Origin of the sequence: Aeromonas sp. S41-2, from assembly GCF_027705845.1 — a bacterium.
Lineage (GTDB): Bacteria > Pseudomonadota > Gammaproteobacteria > Enterobacterales > Aeromonadaceae > Aeromonas > Aeromonas hydrophila.
Genome location: NZ_JAPDCG010000003.1, coordinates 280,521 through 297,460, shown reverse-complemented (window position 1 = coordinate 297,460; position 16,940 = coordinate 280,521). Strand labels below are relative to the sequence as shown.

Here is a 16,940-nt window from a genome sequence, read left to right as displayed (position 1 = left end):
TACCGGCTACTTCATGAAGAGGCCTGAGCCCCGCCCTTCCATGGCATCACGCCAACCACCAAGCCAATGCCCACGGGCATCCAGGCATTGATACGGACACGCTTCTTTCTGTTTGCCGACCACGCCAGCCTGATAACCACGAGCACGAGCTCTTTCCAGACGGTCCCGTTTTTGTCTCTTCATCATCTACGACCCTCTTCCGTGGAACAAAAAAAGCGACCAATTTTTCATCGGTCGCTTTCATCTTTACCCCAGGGGGTCGGCAGGGTCAAACAAAAAATTTCATGCTATCCGGTCATTGTGACACAAGACACTGAACCGCATTAATTTTTAGTGACACAACTTTTTAGCGCTGGAAACGGCGCAGCCAGGCGAATGGCAGGGCCAGCAGAGTCAACCAGAACAGGCTGCCACCACCGCTGCCGCCATCCTGACCGGTCTGGTTGTTGACCGGTGCGTTGGCAACCACGTAGTCTGCCGGCTCGTTACCCTTGTAATTTTCATGCCCCTTTGGCGCCAGCTTGACGCTGACCACGGTAGCATTGGTGCGGTTGTTCAGATCGCTCTCGCTGTTGTAGCGATAAGCGGTGGCCGCGACGGTACCGTTGCTGCTGATGCCGCTGGCATAGGCGATGTGGTAGTAGTAACCGTTCTGGGTACACTGCTTGGCACCCGCATCATCCAGACCACAGATGAGATCGTTCAGATACCAGTTGTTGCCGGTCGCCGCGTTGAGCAGGAAGCCTTCCTGCATGCGGTTGGTACCGTTGACCACGGGCTGGGTCTGATGGCGGGAATCACGCCAGCCAACCACCATGTTGTGGTTGTTGATGGCAGCCGCTTCAGAGCCGGAGCCGCTGAGCGGCTTGTCCTGCAGGGAGACCACGGCGTTGGTGGTCGGCGTGTTCAGGTTGAACACGAACATCTCGACCGGGCGGTTCTGGCCCTTGTTAATGCGATAGAGCTGGTTGCCGATCACATAACCGTTGTCGTTGACCCCCACGGCCCAGCTGTGTTGCAGCTTGGCGTCATCCTTACCGGGCTCGCCTTCGGCCAGCGGGATGATCTGGGTAGTGCCTACCTTGCTGCCATCCAGATCCAGAGTCCAGTAAGCGGCCAGGTTGCGACCGTCCAGGTAGTTGGTGCCGATCTCGCCGGTGGAGGAGTACCCTACCCCGTACAGATTGCCGTTGAATTTACCCACCCCGAGCGCGGAGGCGGTCTGCACCACTTCGTTGCGGGCGCGGGCATACTCGTTGGCCTGCAGCAGCTTGTTGAAGGTGCCGGTACTGTTGACCAGCCAGAAGCTGGCCTGGGTGTTGAGGCCCGGGCAGTAGCGGTAGTCGCCGTACTGGCCGTCGTTGCCGGCAAAGCACCAGTTGTAGGTTTCGGAGTTGACGGGGATGTTCTTGCCGGTGGCGGCGGTACCGGTCACCAGATACTGGCCGTTGTCCAGCTTCTTGATGCTGGTCGGCACGCTCAGGCTGTGAGTGCCGGCGCCGTCTTTCAGCTCGACAGGGTTGCCCTCCTCGACCACGGCGAAGGCAGTGCGCAGCTTGCCACTCATCTTGTAGCCTGCCCGGGTGCCGGGTACGTCGCCCAGCGCGGTCACCAGACCATCGGTCTCGCCCAGCTGCACGTAACCTACGTTGTTGCGCTGGTCGACCCCGTCGAGGAAGTCACGACGCCACTGATAGGCGAAGTTGCTGTTGTCGTTCCAGAAGGAGTTGCAGACCGAGTTGGAGAGCATGCAGCCCTGCTCGAAACGGAAACGATCGACCAGGAAGTCGGCGAAGCGCACGGTCGAGAAGTGCTCGGCCATGTTGTTCTTGGTATTGATCCCGATGAGCCCGTTGCCGTCGCCGCTGATCCCGCTGGCGTAACCCTTGTCGGACCCATCGACAATGGTGAAAAAGGGATTTTGTGCCGCCTGGGCATGCAGGCTGGCGCTGACCAGAATGGCCAGCATGGATAATTGCTTTTTCATCTACTTCCTTAGTCCTGATGTTTCAACGCTTCCAACTCCTCCCAACGGGAGAAGGCTTGTTCCAATGCAGACTCTGCTGCATTCAGGGCATCCAGTTTGGCTTGAGTCTGGTCGCTCGGCAGGGAGAAGAAACCGGGGTGGTTGATCTCGGTCTGCAGGGCATCCAGCTCTGCCTCCAGCTGTTCCAGTCGAGCGGGTAGATTATCCAGCTCCAGCTGCAACTTGTAAGAGAGCTTTTTGGCTTTTGTGGCAGCAGGCGCCGGCGCCACGACAGGCTCTGGCGTTTTGTTCTGCGCCTGTTTGGCGATTTGCTGCGCAGACTGCTGTGCCTGTTGTTGAGCACGGGTGACCATCATGTCGGCGTAACCGCCCACATAATCGCTGATCTGCCCGTCCCCTTCAAACAACCAGCAACCGGTCACGGTATTGTCGATGAAACGACGATCGTGGCTCACCAGCAACAGGGTGCCGGGGTAGTCCGCCAGCAGCTCTTCCAGCAATTCCAGCGTTTCGACATCCAGGTCGTTGGTTGGTTCATCGAGGATCAGTAAATTACTGGGCTTCAAGAACAATTTGGCCAACAGTAAACGGTTTTTTTCACCCCCTGACAAGGCTTTCACCGGAGTGCGTGCCCGTTTTGGCTCAAACAGGAAGTCCTGCAGGTATCCGAGAATGTGGCGGGAGCGGCCGCGCACCATCACTTCCTGCTTGCCCTCCCCGACGTTGTCCACCACCGTCTTCTCGGGATCGAGCTGCTCGCGGTACTGATCGAAGTAGGCCACTTCCAGATTGGTGCCCCCCTTGACCGTGCCACGACTTGGGCTCAACTGGCCGAGCAGCAGCTTGATGAGCGTCGACTTGCCACAGCCGTTGGGGCCGACCAGCGCAATCTTGTCGCCGCGCAGCACCTGCAGATCCAGCCCCTGGAACAGGGTGCGATCACCAAAGTCCAGCCCCAGGCCTTCACTTTCAAATACCAGCTTGCCAGAGCGGCTTGCCTCATCCAGCTGCAGCTTGGCCTTGCCCTGCAGTTCACGGCGCTGGGTCCGCTCCATCCGCATCGCCTTGAGGGCGCGCACGCGTCCCTCATTGCGGGTACGACGGGCCTTGATCCCCTGGCGTACCCACACCTCTTCCTGGGCCAGCTTGCGATCGAACTCGGCGTTCTTGAGCTCCTCGACCCGCAACCACTCCTCTTTCCCCTGCAGGTACTCGTCGTAGTTGCCGGGCCAGGAGGTGATCACGCCGCGGTCCAGATCGATGATCCGGGTCGCCAGCTTGTGGATGAATTCCCGGTCGTGGGAGATGAAGACGATAGCGCCGCGAAAATCCTTGAGGAACTCTTCCAGCCAGTTGATGGCATCGATGTCCAGGTGGTTGGTCGGCTCGTCCAGCAGCAACAGATCCGGATCGCAGGCCAGCGCGCGGGCCAGTGCCACCTTGCGCAGCCAGCCGCCGGAGAGGCTGTCGAGGGTCACGTCGGGATCCAGACCCAGCAGGGTCAGCACCTGGTTGATGCGAGTCTCGAACTGCCAACCATTCTGGTAGTCGAGCTGCTCCTGCAGCTGACTCATCTTGCGGATGTTGGCATCGGAGGCATCGTGTGCCAGCTCCATGGAGATATGGTGATACTGCTTGAGCAGCTCCCCTACCCCGGCCAGCCCTTCGGCGGCGTAGTCAAACACGGTGAGCTCGCTCGACGCGGGGGGATCCTGCTCGAGACGGGTCACTTTCAAATCTTGTTGCAGCACCAGACGGCCGTCATCGAGCGGCAGTTCGCCGGCGATAACCTTCATCAGGGTGGACTTGCCCGCCCCGTTGCGCCCCACCAGGCAGAGGCGCTCGCCCCGCTCGATGGTGAGCTCGGCTTGATCGAGCAGCGGAAAATCACTGAACGACAACGACGCGCCGTGCAATGTCAAAAGAGCCATTCTTGTTCCTTATTGCTAATGAAAAAACGGGTGGCAGAATGGATCTCCCCCCGTTTCATCGTCAAATCGCCCGCTCACCCCTGCCTGGCAAGCCACGCTTGCAGCTCAGCCAGGGTGAAGGGCCAACCCAGTTCACGCCCCGCATCATCGCGCAGTACCGGAATGCGGACCCGATAGGTTGCCAGCCACTGCGCATCGTCCATGATGTCGCACTGGCGAGTGTCAGCCGCAAGACCGGCCTGCTCCACCAGCGCCCACGCCTGTTCGCACAGGTGGCAGCCGTCGGTGTGAAACAGGGTCAGCATCAGGCCTGGGCCTCCGCATGGGTGATGATCCAGCAGTTGTGGATATGCTGGTTGCGCTCGAAATCTTTGGGCCGGGTCTTGCCCGTGATGTTCTGGGCCTTGAGGCCGATGGCCTCGAGGCCGGCCAGATCCATCTTGAAGTGGCGCTTGTTGTTGGAGAACACCAGGGTGCCACCCGCGGCCAGCAGCCGCTTCAGGTGCTGCATCAGCAGCAGGTGATCGCGCTGCACGTCGAAGCTCTCATCCATCCGCTTGGAGTTGGAGAAGGTGGGCGGATCGATGAAGATGAGGTCGTACTGCTCGTCCGCCTCGGAGAGCCACTTCAGACAGTCGGCCTGCACGAACTTGTGCTCTCGGCCCACCAGCGAGTTGAGGCGCATGTTGTCTTGTGCCCAGTTGAGGTAGGTGCGCGACATGTCCACCGTGGTGGTCTCGCTGGCACCGCCGAGCCCCGCGTGCACGGTGGCACTGCCGGTGTAGGCAAACAGGTTCAGGAAGCGCTTGCCCTTGGCCATCTGACCCAGCATGCGACGGGTCTGACGGTGGTCGAGGAACAGCCCGGTGTCGAGATAGTCATAGAGGTTGACCCACAGACGGGCGCCGTACTCCTGCACCTCCATCCGGTGCTGCTCTTCGGAGAGCTTCTGGTACTGCTGTTTGCCTTCCTGACGCTCGCGCACTTTCAGGATCACCTTCTCGCCGTCCATGCCGGTCACCTTGATGGCGGCCTGCACCATGTCGAGCAGACGCTGACGGGTCTTCTGGGCGGGAATGTCCTTGGGCGCCGCGTACTCCTGCACCACCAGATAGTCCTGATAACGGTCGATGGCGGCGTTGTATTCCGGCAGATCGGCATCGTAAAGGCGATAGCAGTCGAGGTTCTCTTTTTGTGCCCACTTCTCCAGGGTTTTCAGATTCTTGCGCAGGCGGTTGGCAAAGTCCTGCGCCACCTCTTTCTGGGAAGCAACGGAGTCCTGTGCAATCTGGTAGTTGCGCAGCTGACACTCGAGGGCGCCGTTGAACAGGCGGTATTGCTTGTCGGCGCGCAGACGCAGACAGCTCAAAAGCTCGGGGGATGCGGAAAGAATGGAGACTTTCCAGCCCTGGAAGCTGCGACGCAGGGCATCGCCGAGTGCCTGGTGGACTTCCAGCAGGGCCGGGAACTCGCCAAGACGCTCGCCATAGGGCGGGTTGGAGATCAGCATGCCGACCTGACGGTCCTCCCCTTCCACTGCCGGCATCGGCAGCGGGTTTTCCAGCGCGGTAACATCGGCCTGTTTGAAGGTGATGAGATGGGCCACGCCGGCGGCTTTGGCGTTGTCGCGCGCTTTGAGCAGCACGCGGCTATCGGCATCACAACCAAACAGCTTCACTTCACACCGCTGCATGCCGCGCTTGGCCCGTACCTGAGCCTCCATCAGCAGGCTCTGCCACAGCTCGCTATCGTGCTGTAGCCAGCGATCGAACCCGAAACGCTCACGGCGCAGGGCAGGTGCCATGTCGGCGGCGATAAAGGCGGCTTCCACCAGCAGCGTACCGGAGCCACACATGGGGTCCATCATGGGCTCGCCGGCCCAGCCGCTACGGGCAATCATGGCGGCGGCCAGGTTCTCTTTTAGCGGCGCCTCGCCGGTGCCCTGACGGTAGAAACGCTGGTGCAGCGCGGGGCCTGACAAGTCCAGCGTGATATTGGCCTTGCCCTTGCCCAAGTGCGCCATGATGCGAATATCCGGCGACTTCTTGTCCACGTCAGGACGCACATGACCGCGCTTGGTGAAGCGATCGACGATGGCATCCTTGATCTTCAGGGCTCCGTACTGGGTATTGCGAATGGCCGGATTGGTACCGGTAAAGTCCACCGCAATGGTGGAGGTACCGGAGAAGTGCTCTTCCCAGGGAATGGTGTGAGCACCCAGATAGAGATCCAGGTCGTCATTCATCTGGAATTCGGACAGCACCAGCACGATGCGGGAGGCGAAACGGCTCCACAGACAGGCCTTGTAGCCAATGGCCAGTTCGCCTTTGAAATGCACGCCAGCCACGGTCTCACGGACCTGCTCTGCGCCCAGGTTGGTCAGCTCGACGGCCAACAGGTTTTCCAGCCCTTTGGGGCAGGTTGCAAAAAATTCTTTCATCACGCTCACGGGGAACCCATAAAAATAGTGCCGCATTATACCTTAAGCCGCGATCCGGAGCAGCAAAAGCTTGCCAGTGACGACATAAACAGAAGCCATTTGACATGCGCCGCCTCCGGCCTTTTGGCCGTTCTGGCGAGGCATGTGCGCAGAAAGGATCTGACGAAGAAAAAACGTACAGGCTGCTCGGCAAGTTCAAACAATAACCAGGTGCACTCCGGCACCTCTCATTGGCACGGCATTACTTTGCTGAGGCTGCAACCATATATGACATGGCCATGGTCAGGAATAGGTGAGCTGTCCCGCTGCCATATCTGACAGGCGTCAAACAAGACTCAACTCGTTATTATTTCCCACGACAGAGCAAGTCCTTTCTGTAAACCCCGTGTTTGGCCCTCCCGTTATCGTCCGTAAACGGGAGGGCTATTTTTTCATCTCCTTCCTGTTCATCTCGCTATTGTCCGACTGTCACATCTATCAGGTTTCAAGAGAAACTACAGGATTTAAAATAACCCCGTGTTGTTGATACAACCGCTTATTCCTCCTGTAGTGTGTGTTTGCCGCCCTCTTATCAAATTGATCGGAGGGCGTTTTTTGCACAAAGCAGTTGCCTGAAATAATCAAGGCTAATGATAGGAACAGAATGGGGACGAGTGAATGTTCATCAGGATGAACTGAATGAGAGGATAAAGGCTTGCTATAAAATAACCCGAGGTTCAACTCACCTGGCGATATTGCGCCTGTGCCACCGGCCTTGGGCTCATGCGATTGTTCATCACCTTGATAACGCCAAAACGGGGCAGTGTCTTGCTGGTGGTTAATATCAGGTCATCGGTCAGGTGCAAACAGACGCTGGCCTGTTCACCGGCTTCGATCACCAGAAACTCCCCTTTGCCGTGTGGGGTGCCCATGCACACCAGCGCACCGGTTTCGGGAATAATGGCGGGGTGGGTTTCCCCAAAGAACCAGCTTTGTGGCATCAGGGGTTTGTAAAAGCGGCTGACGGCGATGGCATTGAGTACCAGCTGAACCTGATGCGGTACGCTCCATTCCAGTTCGGCAACCCTGTCCATCAGCTGATAATAGAGCGCTGCATCATCCACGCAAAAAGGCTGGGTGGTGAAGGAGCTTGGCACCAATTGTCGCCCTTTATATTCGGTGGCGAAGATCATGCGATCGGATAAATCCAGCATCAGACGATCATCATGAGCATCATAATGCCACTGCCAATTGTCATTGGGTTGGATACACATGCAGGTGCCCTTACTGAAAGTCGTTACTCGACTTTATTCCATGTCGAGAATTTCAGCAACTTTAAATAAAGGGCACCGATTTATTTCTTATATATGGGTCACAATCTCTTTGACCAGAACCGGCCCCTTATAAATAAAGCCGCTGTAAATCTGGACCAGACTGGCACCCGCAGCAAGCTTCTCGCGGGCCGCCATGGCACTGTCGATGCCACCTACGCCAATAATGGGCAGCGCACCATCCAGTGCCTTGGCCAGCTGGCGGATCACTTCGGTGCTCTTGTGCTGCAAAGGACGACCGCTGAGGCCACCCGCTTCAGCGGCATGGGGCATGTCATAAATCATGTCGCGCTCAAGGGTGGTATTGGTGGCAATGACCCCATCAATGCCATTCTTTATCAAGGATGCGGCCACCTGATTAATTTCATCCGGGGTCAAATCCGGCGCAATTTTAACGGCCAGTGGCACGTATTTCTTATATTGCGCGGCCAGCTCCTGCTGACGAACCTTGAGGGCGGCCAACAGTTCATCCAGCGCATCGCCATATTGCAGCGAACGCAACCCCGGCGTATTGGGGGAAGAGATATTGACGGCAATATAACCGGCATGGTCATACACCTTGTCCATGCAGATCAAGTAATCATCCTTGCCCTGCTCGATGGGGGTGTCCTTGTTCTTGCCGATATTGATGCCAATCACCCCCTGATATTTGGCTTTCTTGACCTGGGCAACCAGATGGTCGACCCCTTTGTTGTTGAAGCCCATCCGGTTGATGATCCCCTCTGCCGGAATCACCCGGAACAGACGCGGCTTGTCATTGCCGCTCTGGGGTCTGGGGGTGACGGTACCGACCTCGATAAAGCCGAATCCCATGGCCCCGAAGGCATCGATACACTCGCCATCCTTGTCCAGACCGGCCGCCAGACCCACCGGATTGGCAAAAGAAAGCCCCATGACAGTGACGGGGCGTTTGGGCAAGGAGTGGCGGAAGAAACAATCAAGCGGCGTACCGAGAAGGCGGGGCAAATATTTGATGGAGAGATCGTGCGCCTGTTCCGGGTTGAGCTTGAACAGGAAATGCCTGGCGAGAGGGTACAGCATGTTTGCTCCTTAAAAAAAGCCCCGGCAACTGGCCGGGGCTTTGGGTGTGATACCGCTGTCATGCCTTAACTGGCAATCACAGTGCTCGGCAATTCAACTGGAGCAGGTTCAACTCCCGCAAGGCCACCGAGAACTTGGCGAACTCATGGGTACTGGTGGTCTTGAAGTCGGCCAACATGTGGGTCCAACGGGACAAGAGTTGCTCATGCTCCGAAATCCAGTCGGCCAGTATGGTAGCGCATTCTCCCTGGTCTTTGCACCCTTCCAGCACTACGGAAGTGAGGCTGCGCTGCTGCCAGTCCAGATCTTCGCGGAAGGAGGCCCGCGCCATCGCCTGCCAGTGGTTGCCCACCGGTTGATGGTTGATCTGGTCGAGGAACCAGTGCAGATCCAGCTTGGCGCCGAGGCGATAGTAGACGTTGGCGGCACGCAGGATGTCGGTCTTGTGCTCCGCGGCGATCTGCGCCAGATCCAGGCTGGAGAAGAGGCTGCTCATGTGGGCTACCTGACGGGCGATGGCTTGTGGCACTTGCTTGGCCACCAACGCCGCGACCGCCTGCTGGTGCTCGGCCACTTCGCTCTCGTCCATCACCTCGTAGAGGTGCTGACCCAGCGTCTCGAAGGCCGGACGGAAGAAGGCGATGTTCTCGCTGATGCTCCAGCTGCGATTGCGGGCGCGCAGGAACCAGCGGGTGGCGCGGCGCACGATGCGGCGGCTGTAGAACATCAGCTCGAGTTGGGTCTCTGCCCCCACCAGGTTGTCGCACCCTTCGATGTCGCGCCACAGCTGGTTGAGGCCGAATACCTCGCGCGCCATGGCGAAGCAGCAGGCCACTTCCGCCACCGAGGCACCGGTCTCGTCCTTCATCCGGCTGGCGAAGTTGAGCCCCATGTCGTTGACCAGCATGTTGGCCACCCGGGTCGCGATGATCTCGCCGCGCAGCGGATGCTGGGCCAGTGCCGCCCCGAACTGCTGCTGCAGCTTGGCCGGGAAGCTGGTCACCAGCATGTTGGCGAGGAACGGCTCGTCGGTCACTTCCGGGCAGTTGAGCTGCTCTTTCAGTACCATCTTGCCGTAGGCCACCAGCACCGCCAGTTCGGGTCGGGTCAGCCCCTGCCCCGCCGCCATCCGCTCGGAGAGCTCCTCGTCGGAGGGCAGGAACTCCAGGGCGCGGTCGAGCTTGCCTTCCCGCTCCAGCCCCTGGATGAAACGCTGCTGCTCCTTGAGCTGCTCGGCGCCGCGGAAACTGGTCACCGAGATGGACTGGGACTGGCGATAGGCGTTGGTGATGACAATCTGCGCCACGTCGTCGGTCATCTCATAGAGCATCTGGTTGCGCTGCTTGAGGGTCAGGTCACCGGCCGCCACCAGCTGGTTCAGCAGGATCTTAATGTTCACCTCGTTGTCGGAGCAGTCCACCCCGCCCACGTTGTCGGTGAAGTCGGTGTTGATGCGACCGCCCTGGCTGGCGTACTCCACCCGGCCGAGCTGGGTAAAGCCAAGGTTGCCGCCCTCACCCACGATGCGGGCCCGCAGATCGCGGCCATTGACCCGCAGCACGTCGTTGCTGCGATCGCCCACTTCGGCGTCACTCTCGCGGGAACTCTTCACATAGGTGCCGATGCCACCGTTCCACAGCAGATCGACGTTCAGACAGAGCAGCGCCTTGATCAGCTCGTTCGGGGCCATGCTGGCCTTGTCGGTGCCGAGCAGGGTCTGGATCTCGGGGCTCAGCTTGATGGACTTGGCCGAGCGCAGGAAGATGCCGCCCCCTTGTGATATCAGCTCCCGGTTGTAGTCATCCCAGCTTGAGCCGGGCAGCTCGAACAGCCGCTTGCGCTCGACGAAGCTTTTGGCCGCATTGGGGGTCGGGTCGATGAAGATGTGCATGTGGTTGAATGCGCCCACCAGCTGGGTGTGCTCGGAGAGCAGCATGCCGTTGCCGAACACGTCCCCCGCCATGTCGCCGATGCCGACGCAGGTGAAGTCGGTGGTCTGGCAGTTGACGCCGATCTCGCGAAAATGCCGCTTGACCGATTCCCAGGCACCACGGGCGGTGATGCCCATCTTCTTATGGTCATAGCCGACCGAGCCGCCGGAGGCGAACGCGTCGCCCAGCCAGTGGCCGTATTCGAGACTTATCTCGTTGGCGATGTCGGAGAAGGTCGCGGTGCCCTTGTCGGCGGCCACTACCAGGTAGTAGTCATCCTCGTCGTGACGCACCACGGATTTCGGCGGGATCACCTCGCCGCCGATGATGTTGTCGGTCACATCGAGCAGGCCGCGGATAAACAGGCGATAACAGGCCTTGCCCTCTTCCTGGATGGCGGCACGGGGGGCCCCTGCCGGCATTTGTTTGCAGTAGAAGCCGCCCTTGGCACCGACCGGCACGATGACGGTGTTCTTCACCTGCTGGGCTTTGACCAGACCCAGCACTTCGGTACGGAAGTCCTCCTTGCGATCAGACCAGCGCAGACCGCCACGAGCCACCTTGCCCCAGCGCAGGTGCACCCCTTCCACCCGCGGCGAGTAGACGAAGATCTCGAACTTGGGCAGCGGCAGCGGCATGTCGGTGATGCTGGAGGGGGCCAGCTTGAAGGAGATGTAGGGCTTGATGTTGCCCGCCTTGTCCAGCTGGTAGTAGTTGGTGCGCAGGGTGGCGTCGATCATCTCCACATAGCGGCGGATGATGCGATCGTCGTCCAGGTTGGCGACCTGATCCAGCTTGGCGGCGAGCTGCTCGTGCAGCTTGGCCTGAACCTTGGCGTCCTGCTTGCCGGCCGGGTCCAGGCGCTGTTCGAACAGGGTGAACAGCAGCTGGGCGATATCCGGGTAGCGGGTCAGGGTCTCTTCGATGTAGGACTGGCTGAAGGAGACGCCGGTCTGACGCATGTATTTGGCATAGGCGCGCAGTACCGAGACCTGACGACCGGTGAGGCCGGCCCCCAGCACCAGGCGGTTGAAGCCGTCATCTTCCAGCTGCTTGCTCCAGATGGCCGCGAAAGCCTGCTGGAAGCGCTGCTGACTCTGCTCCAGATCAAACGGCTGCTCGCCATGCAGCAGCATGGAGAAGTCGAGGATCCAGAAGATGTCGCCCGCCGGGGTGCGCACCTGGTACGGGGTTTCGCCGATGACGCGCAGCCCCATGTTTTCCAGCATGGGCAACACATCGGAGAGGTGGATGGGTTCGGTGCGGTGGAACAGCTTGAGGCGGACCCGGCGATCGTTCTCTTCCTCCTGGGCGCGGTAGAACAGCATGCCGAGCGGATTGGCCTCGCTCAGGTTGTCCAGTTCCATGATGTCGGCCACGGCGGAACCCGGCAGCACGTCTTCCTTGTAGGCACGGGGGAAGGCGGTGCTGAAACGGCGGCGCAGTTCGTTGCCGCGGGCTTCACCGTAGTGAGAGAGCAGCACGGAGTCGAGGCGATCATCCCAGCTGCGGGCCGCTTCAATCAGGTTGTTCTGTACTTCGTTCACATCCACATCCACGTTGTTGTTGTTGACCCGCACTATGTAGTGGGTCCGTGCCAGCACGCCCTCGGTGAAGTAGACGTTGAACTCCACCTCTTCGCTGCTGCCAAAATACTTTTGCAGGATCTGCTGGGTCTTGACCCGCAGCGCCGTGTTGTAGCGCTCCTTGGTGACATAGACCATGCAGGAGAAGAAACGGCCGTACACGTCGCGGCGCACGAACAGACGCAGCATGTCGCGCTCCTGCATCTCCAGCACGCCAAGACCGGTGGCCAGCAGCTCCTCTTCACGGGCCTGGATCAGCTCGTCGCGCGGGTAGGTTTCCAGTACGTTCAGCAGCGCCTTGTAGGCGTGGGAGCCCTTCTCGTGACCGGAGGCGGCCATGATGTGCTCGAGACGGTGACTGATGAGCGGGATCTGGGTCGCGCTGGTGTTGTAGATGGAGGAGGCATACAGGCCGATGAAGCGATCCTCTCCCACCACCTTGCCGTGCTCGTCGAAGCGCTTGATGCCGATGTAGTCCACATACGCCGGGCGATGCACCCGGGACTTGCTGTTGGACTTGGTGAGGATCAGCAAGTCGGAGCTCAGCGCCGCGTGACGGGCACTGGCCGGCATGTTGCCAAGGCGCTGCCCCACTTCCTTGATGGAGTTCTTCATCAGGCCCAGGCTGGAGTCCGCCTGGGGCAGGATCTCGTGATCCCCCTCCACCGCCTTGACGTCGTAGCGACGGTAGCCCATCAGGGTGAAGTTATGGGCGGCTACCCACTTGAGGAAGGCAACGCAGGAGTCCACTTCGGCCTGACTGACCGGGTTCTTGCGCTTGGGCAGCTCGTCGATGATCTCGTTCAGACGTGCCAGCATCGGCTGCCAGTCACCGACCGCCAGGGCTACTTCACCGGCCACCGAGTTGAGCTCGGCGGTCAGCCCATCCATCTGCTCCTCGCTGGTGAGGTGATCGATTTCGATGAGGAAGGCGGTCTCGACGGAGGTCTGTTCGGCACTGTTGTCGAGATCCAGAATGGCGCTGATCTTGCCTTCGTTGCCGCGAATGAGGTGCAGCGGCTGGTGCAGCATCATGTGCGCCGTGATGCCCCGGCGCTTGAGCGCCATGCGGATGGAGTCCACCAGGAAGGGGGAGTCCTGCAGGATGATCTCGACGATGGTATGAGGAGACTGCCAGCCATGACGGGTCAGCTCAGGATTGTAGACCCGGATATAGGGGGAGGTCGAGGTGCGCTGGTTGAGCGCATTCCACAGGCTGAGCGCGGCGCCATAGAGATCGCTGTCATTGCGATCGTGCAGATCGGTGCTCGCCATGTTGCCGTAGAACTTGGCGACGAAACACTCGACCAGGGAGGCACTCTTCTTGGGCAACTTCTGATGGATCAGGCTGAGAACGTTTTCGAGCAGAACTGAGGTAGGGGCGTCTTTCAATGCCATTTCTATATTCCTTATCGGACGACATTAACCACCGACACAGAGACATCCACCCTGGATGCCCACCGGTACAGAGTTGCTGCGAAGTGTAATGTCTTGGATCAAGGAAGGCGAGCAAAGGTGATAATGAGTTGTTAAAAACAAGGGTCAGATCACGCCTTAAGCTGTGAAATATTTTGCCGTTCTGGCAAAAAACAGAAAATCCCACTGGATGATTACGGATTTACCGGATAGATAGTGACTTAAAGCAGTGAATTGCGCGGAAATATGTTCAAGTTTTGTTAATTTATGCGTTCGAGGCTGATAAAGCGATAATCGTCCTGGGTTTTGAGGCGAAAATAGCCATGTACCCCGCTGATGGCGACGAAAGGCCGGATTTTCTCAATGCCCAGCTCCAGGGTCAGCCCCTGCTCGCTGCGTACCACCAGACGTTTGGCATGGCCCTGATACATCAGCATGACCTCGTCGTGGCTCAGGGACAGGCGAAAGGTAAACTGCTTCACGATGACTCCTCTGGTCTGATAAACGGCCCGGGGGTTGAAAGGGTGGGAGATGGCTCCCCCACCCCGTCGGGTTTACTGCTGCAGTGCCTTGCTCACTTTCTCGAACAGATCCCGTGCCAGCCCCCCGAGGTTGGCCAGACGGGTCAGCTCGGTGCGGATCAGCGCCTTGCGCCCCTCATCGAGCCGCTTGAACTGAATGAGCGGGGTGATGAGGCGGGAGGCCACCTGCGGATTGACCTCGTTGAGCTCGATCAGCAGGTCGGTCAGGAAGCGGTAGCCGCGACCATCGCGCGCATGGAACTGCACCTGGTTGTTCATGGCAAAGCTAGCCACCAGCGCCCGCAGCCGGTTCGGGTTGCGGATGCTGAAGGTGGGATGCGCCATCGCCAGCTTTACCTCCTCCAGCACGTCTTCCGCCGGCTTGGAGCCCACCAGTCGCAACCAGTTGTCCAGCACCAGCCCGTCCTTGGCCCACTTGCCTTCGAAGTCGGCCAGCAGCTCGGAACGGCACGGCAGCAGATGGCTGTTGGCCACCTGCAGCGCCGCCAGGGTGTCGGTCATGTTGTCGGCGGTGGCATATTGCTGGCGTACCAGCAGATCGGCACTGCCGGCGTCGAGCGCCGCCAGATAGCCCAGCACGACCCCCTTGAGGGCCCGCTTGGCCATGTCGGCATGCACCACCTGATACGCCGGCAGGCGCAGCGCCTCGTAACTGCTCGTCAGACGGGCACCGAAGGCGTGGGCCAGCGAGGTGTGGATCTCGTTGCGCACCTGATGGATGGCATCGATGTCGGCCACCTCGAACAGCTCGGCCAGGGTCGCTTCACCCGGCAGCGCCAGGATCTCCGCCTTGAGGGCCGGGTCCAGCTCGCCATCGTCCAGAATGGCGACAAAGGCCGCCAGCAGAGTCTGGGAGAGCTCAACCCCCTGCCCGTGCTGGACCCGGGCCACGCCTTCGATGACTGCCTTGTTGATCAGCATCTGCGCCGCATCCCAGCGAGCAAACTCGTTGCGGGCATGGCGCATCAGGAAGGCCAGCGCTTCGTCGCTGTAGTCAAAATGCAGCTTGACCGGCGCGGAGAAGTCCCGCAGCAGGGAGGGCACCGGCTTGACCGCCACCCGATCAAACACAAAGGTCTGCTCCGCTTCCAGCACGTCCAGTACGTTGCCAATGGCCTTACCCTGATATTGCAGCGCAATGACGGCACCTTGTTCGTCATAGAGTTCGATGTCGAGTGGAATATGCAGCGGCAGTTTTTGCGGCTGATCCTGGGTCGGCGGGGTGTGCTGGCTCACGTGCAAACGATAGACGCCGCTTTCGGCATCGTACTCGTCGGTCACGGTGAGCTCGGGGGTACCGGACTGGCTGTACCAGCGGCGGAAGCGGCCGAGATCGACCCCGGAGGCATCTTCCATCGCCTGCACGAAGTCGTCACAGGTGACGGCCTGACCGTCAAAGCGCTCGAAATAGAGGCGCATGCCTGCCTGGAAGGCGGCCTCACCCAGCAGGGTGTGCAGCATGCGGATCACTTCCGAGCCCTTCTCGTAGACGGTCAGGGTGTAGAAGTTGTTCATCTCGATCACCACATCCGGGCGGATGGGGTGCGCCATGGGACCGGCATCTTCGGCAAACTGCGGGCCGCGCACGGTGCGCACGTTGTTGATGCGATTGACCCCGCGCGAGCCCAGATCGGAAGAGAACTCCTGATCCCGGAACACCGTCAGCCCCTCTTTCAGGCTGAGCTGGAACCAGTCGCGACAGGTGACGCGGTTGCCGGTCCAGTTGTGGAAGTATTCGTGGCCGATCACCCGTTCGATGCCGTGGTAGTCGCTGTCGGTGGCGGTAGCCGGATTGGCCAGCACGAACTTGGAGTTGAAGATGTTGAGCCCCTTGTTCTCCATGGCGCCCATGTTGAAGAAGTCCACCGCCACGATCATATAGATGTCGAGGTCGTACTCGAGGCCGAAGCGCTGCTCGTCCCAGCGCATCGAGTTGATGAGGCTCTCCATGGCGAAACCGGCGCGATCCAGGTTGCCCTTGTCGACGAAGATCTCGAGGGCCACCTTGCGGCCGCTCTTGGTGACGTAATGGCTGCGCTCCACATCGAAGTCCCCGGCCACCAGGGCAAACAGGTAGCTCGGTTTGGGGAAGGGATCCTGCCACTGCACGAAGTGGCGGCCGTCACCCAGATCGCCGCTGTCGACCTTGTTGCCGTTGGAGAGCAGGAAAGGAAACTGGGATTTGTCGGCGGTGATGCGGGTGCTGTAACGGGCCAGAATGTCGGGCCGGTCCAGGTAATAGGTGATGCGCCGGAACCCTTCCGCCTCACACTGGGTGCAGTAGGCGTCGCCGGACTTGTAGAGCCCTTCCAGCGCGGTGTTGGCGGCCGGATCCAGCAGGGTGACTATGGTCAGCACGCACTCGGCCGGCAGGTTGAACAGAGTCAGGCTGCTCTCGCCCTGCTCGTACTGGGTGAAGGGTACCCCGTCCACGCTGACGCTGTGCAGGGAGAGGCCTTCTCCATCCAGCACCAGCGGTTCATTGTGCTCGCCATTGCGTCGCAGACGGGAAATGGCGGTCACCTGGGTCAGCGGCTCTTGCAGTTGAAAGTCGAGATCGATGCTGTCGATCCAGTAGAGCGGAGCCCGGTAATCCTGGCGATATTTGGCCGTCATGGCCTGGGAGTGATCGGTCATTATTGTTTGCTTCCACGCTTGTAATTGACGTGTCAGAGGCTGTCACAACCGGTTGGCAGGGTCAAATAGTTTGCATTCAGGCAAAAGAAAGGGCGACCTCAGTCGCCCTTGTTGATTAA

General features: G+C 59.7%; 10 protein-coding genes. All 10 read right to left on the bottom strand.

The annotated features are described in order from the left end of the window. Positions 1-6: 6 nt before the first annotated feature. Entirely contained in the window at positions 7-186 is a 180-nt protein-coding gene (gene rmf / locus OKC44_RS09330; protein ID WP_005315693.1) for a ribosome modulation factor, read from the bottom strand. Between the two features lie 160 nt (positions 187-346). Continuing rightward, positions 347-1,987, bottom strand: coding sequence for a DUF3466 family protein (locus OKC44_RS09325; protein ID WP_270812426.1), 1,641 nt, complete (start codon positions 1,985-1,987; stop codon positions 347-349). An 8-nt stretch (positions 1,988-1,995) separates the two neighbouring features. After that, positions 1,996-3,918 carry an ATP-binding cassette ATPase Uup gene (gene uup / locus OKC44_RS09320; RefSeq protein WP_270812424.1) on the bottom strand — a complete coding sequence of 641 codons (1,923 nt, stop codon included), beginning with the start codon at positions 3,916-3,918 and terminating at the stop codon, positions 1,996-1,998. Between the two features lie 74 nt (positions 3,919-3,992). Then, on the bottom strand, positions 3,993-4,223 hold the full coding sequence (locus OKC44_RS09315) for a glutaredoxin family protein (protein WP_270812423.1): 231 nt from the start codon (positions 4,221-4,223) through the stop codon (positions 3,993-3,995). Beyond that, positions 4,223-6,394, bottom strand: coding sequence for a bifunctional 23S rRNA (guanine(2069)-N(7))-methyltransferase RlmK/23S rRNA (guanine(2445)-N(2))-methyltransferase RlmL (gene rlmKL / locus OKC44_RS09310; RefSeq protein WP_270812420.1), 2,172 nt, complete (start codon positions 6,392-6,394; stop codon positions 4,223-4,225). The genes OKC44_RS09315 and rlmKL overlap by 1 nt, the downstream gene beginning before the upstream one ends. Before the next feature lie 680 nt (positions 6,395-7,074). Next, complete coding sequence (locus OKC44_RS09305) at positions 7,075-7,611, bottom strand: cell division protein ZapC (RefSeq protein ID WP_270812418.1); 537 nt, start codon at positions 7,609-7,611, stop codon at positions 7,075-7,077. Positions 7,612-7,698: 87 nt separating this feature from the next. Next, complete coding sequence (gene pyrD, locus OKC44_RS09300; protein WP_101149101.1) at positions 7,699-8,709, bottom strand: quinone-dependent dihydroorotate dehydrogenase; 1,011 nt, start codon at positions 8,707-8,709, stop codon at positions 7,699-7,701. 76 nt (positions 8,710-8,785) lie between these two features. Beyond that, entirely contained in the window at positions 8,786-13,624 is a 4,839-nt protein-coding gene (locus OKC44_RS09295; RefSeq protein WP_270812414.1) for an NAD-glutamate dehydrogenase, read from the bottom strand. A gap of 278 nt (positions 13,625-13,902) precedes the next feature. Next, positions 13,903-14,124: a DUF2835 domain-containing protein gene (locus OKC44_RS09290; protein ID WP_005300804.1), complete on the bottom strand. Its 222-nt coding sequence runs from the start codon at positions 14,122-14,124 to the stop codon at positions 13,903-13,905. 72 nt (positions 14,125-14,196) lie between these two features. Beyond that, entirely contained in the window at positions 14,197-16,821 is a 2,625-nt protein-coding gene (pepN, locus tag OKC44_RS09285) for an aminopeptidase N (protein WP_270812411.1), read from the bottom strand. Between the last annotated feature and the right edge of the window lie 119 nt (positions 16,822-16,940).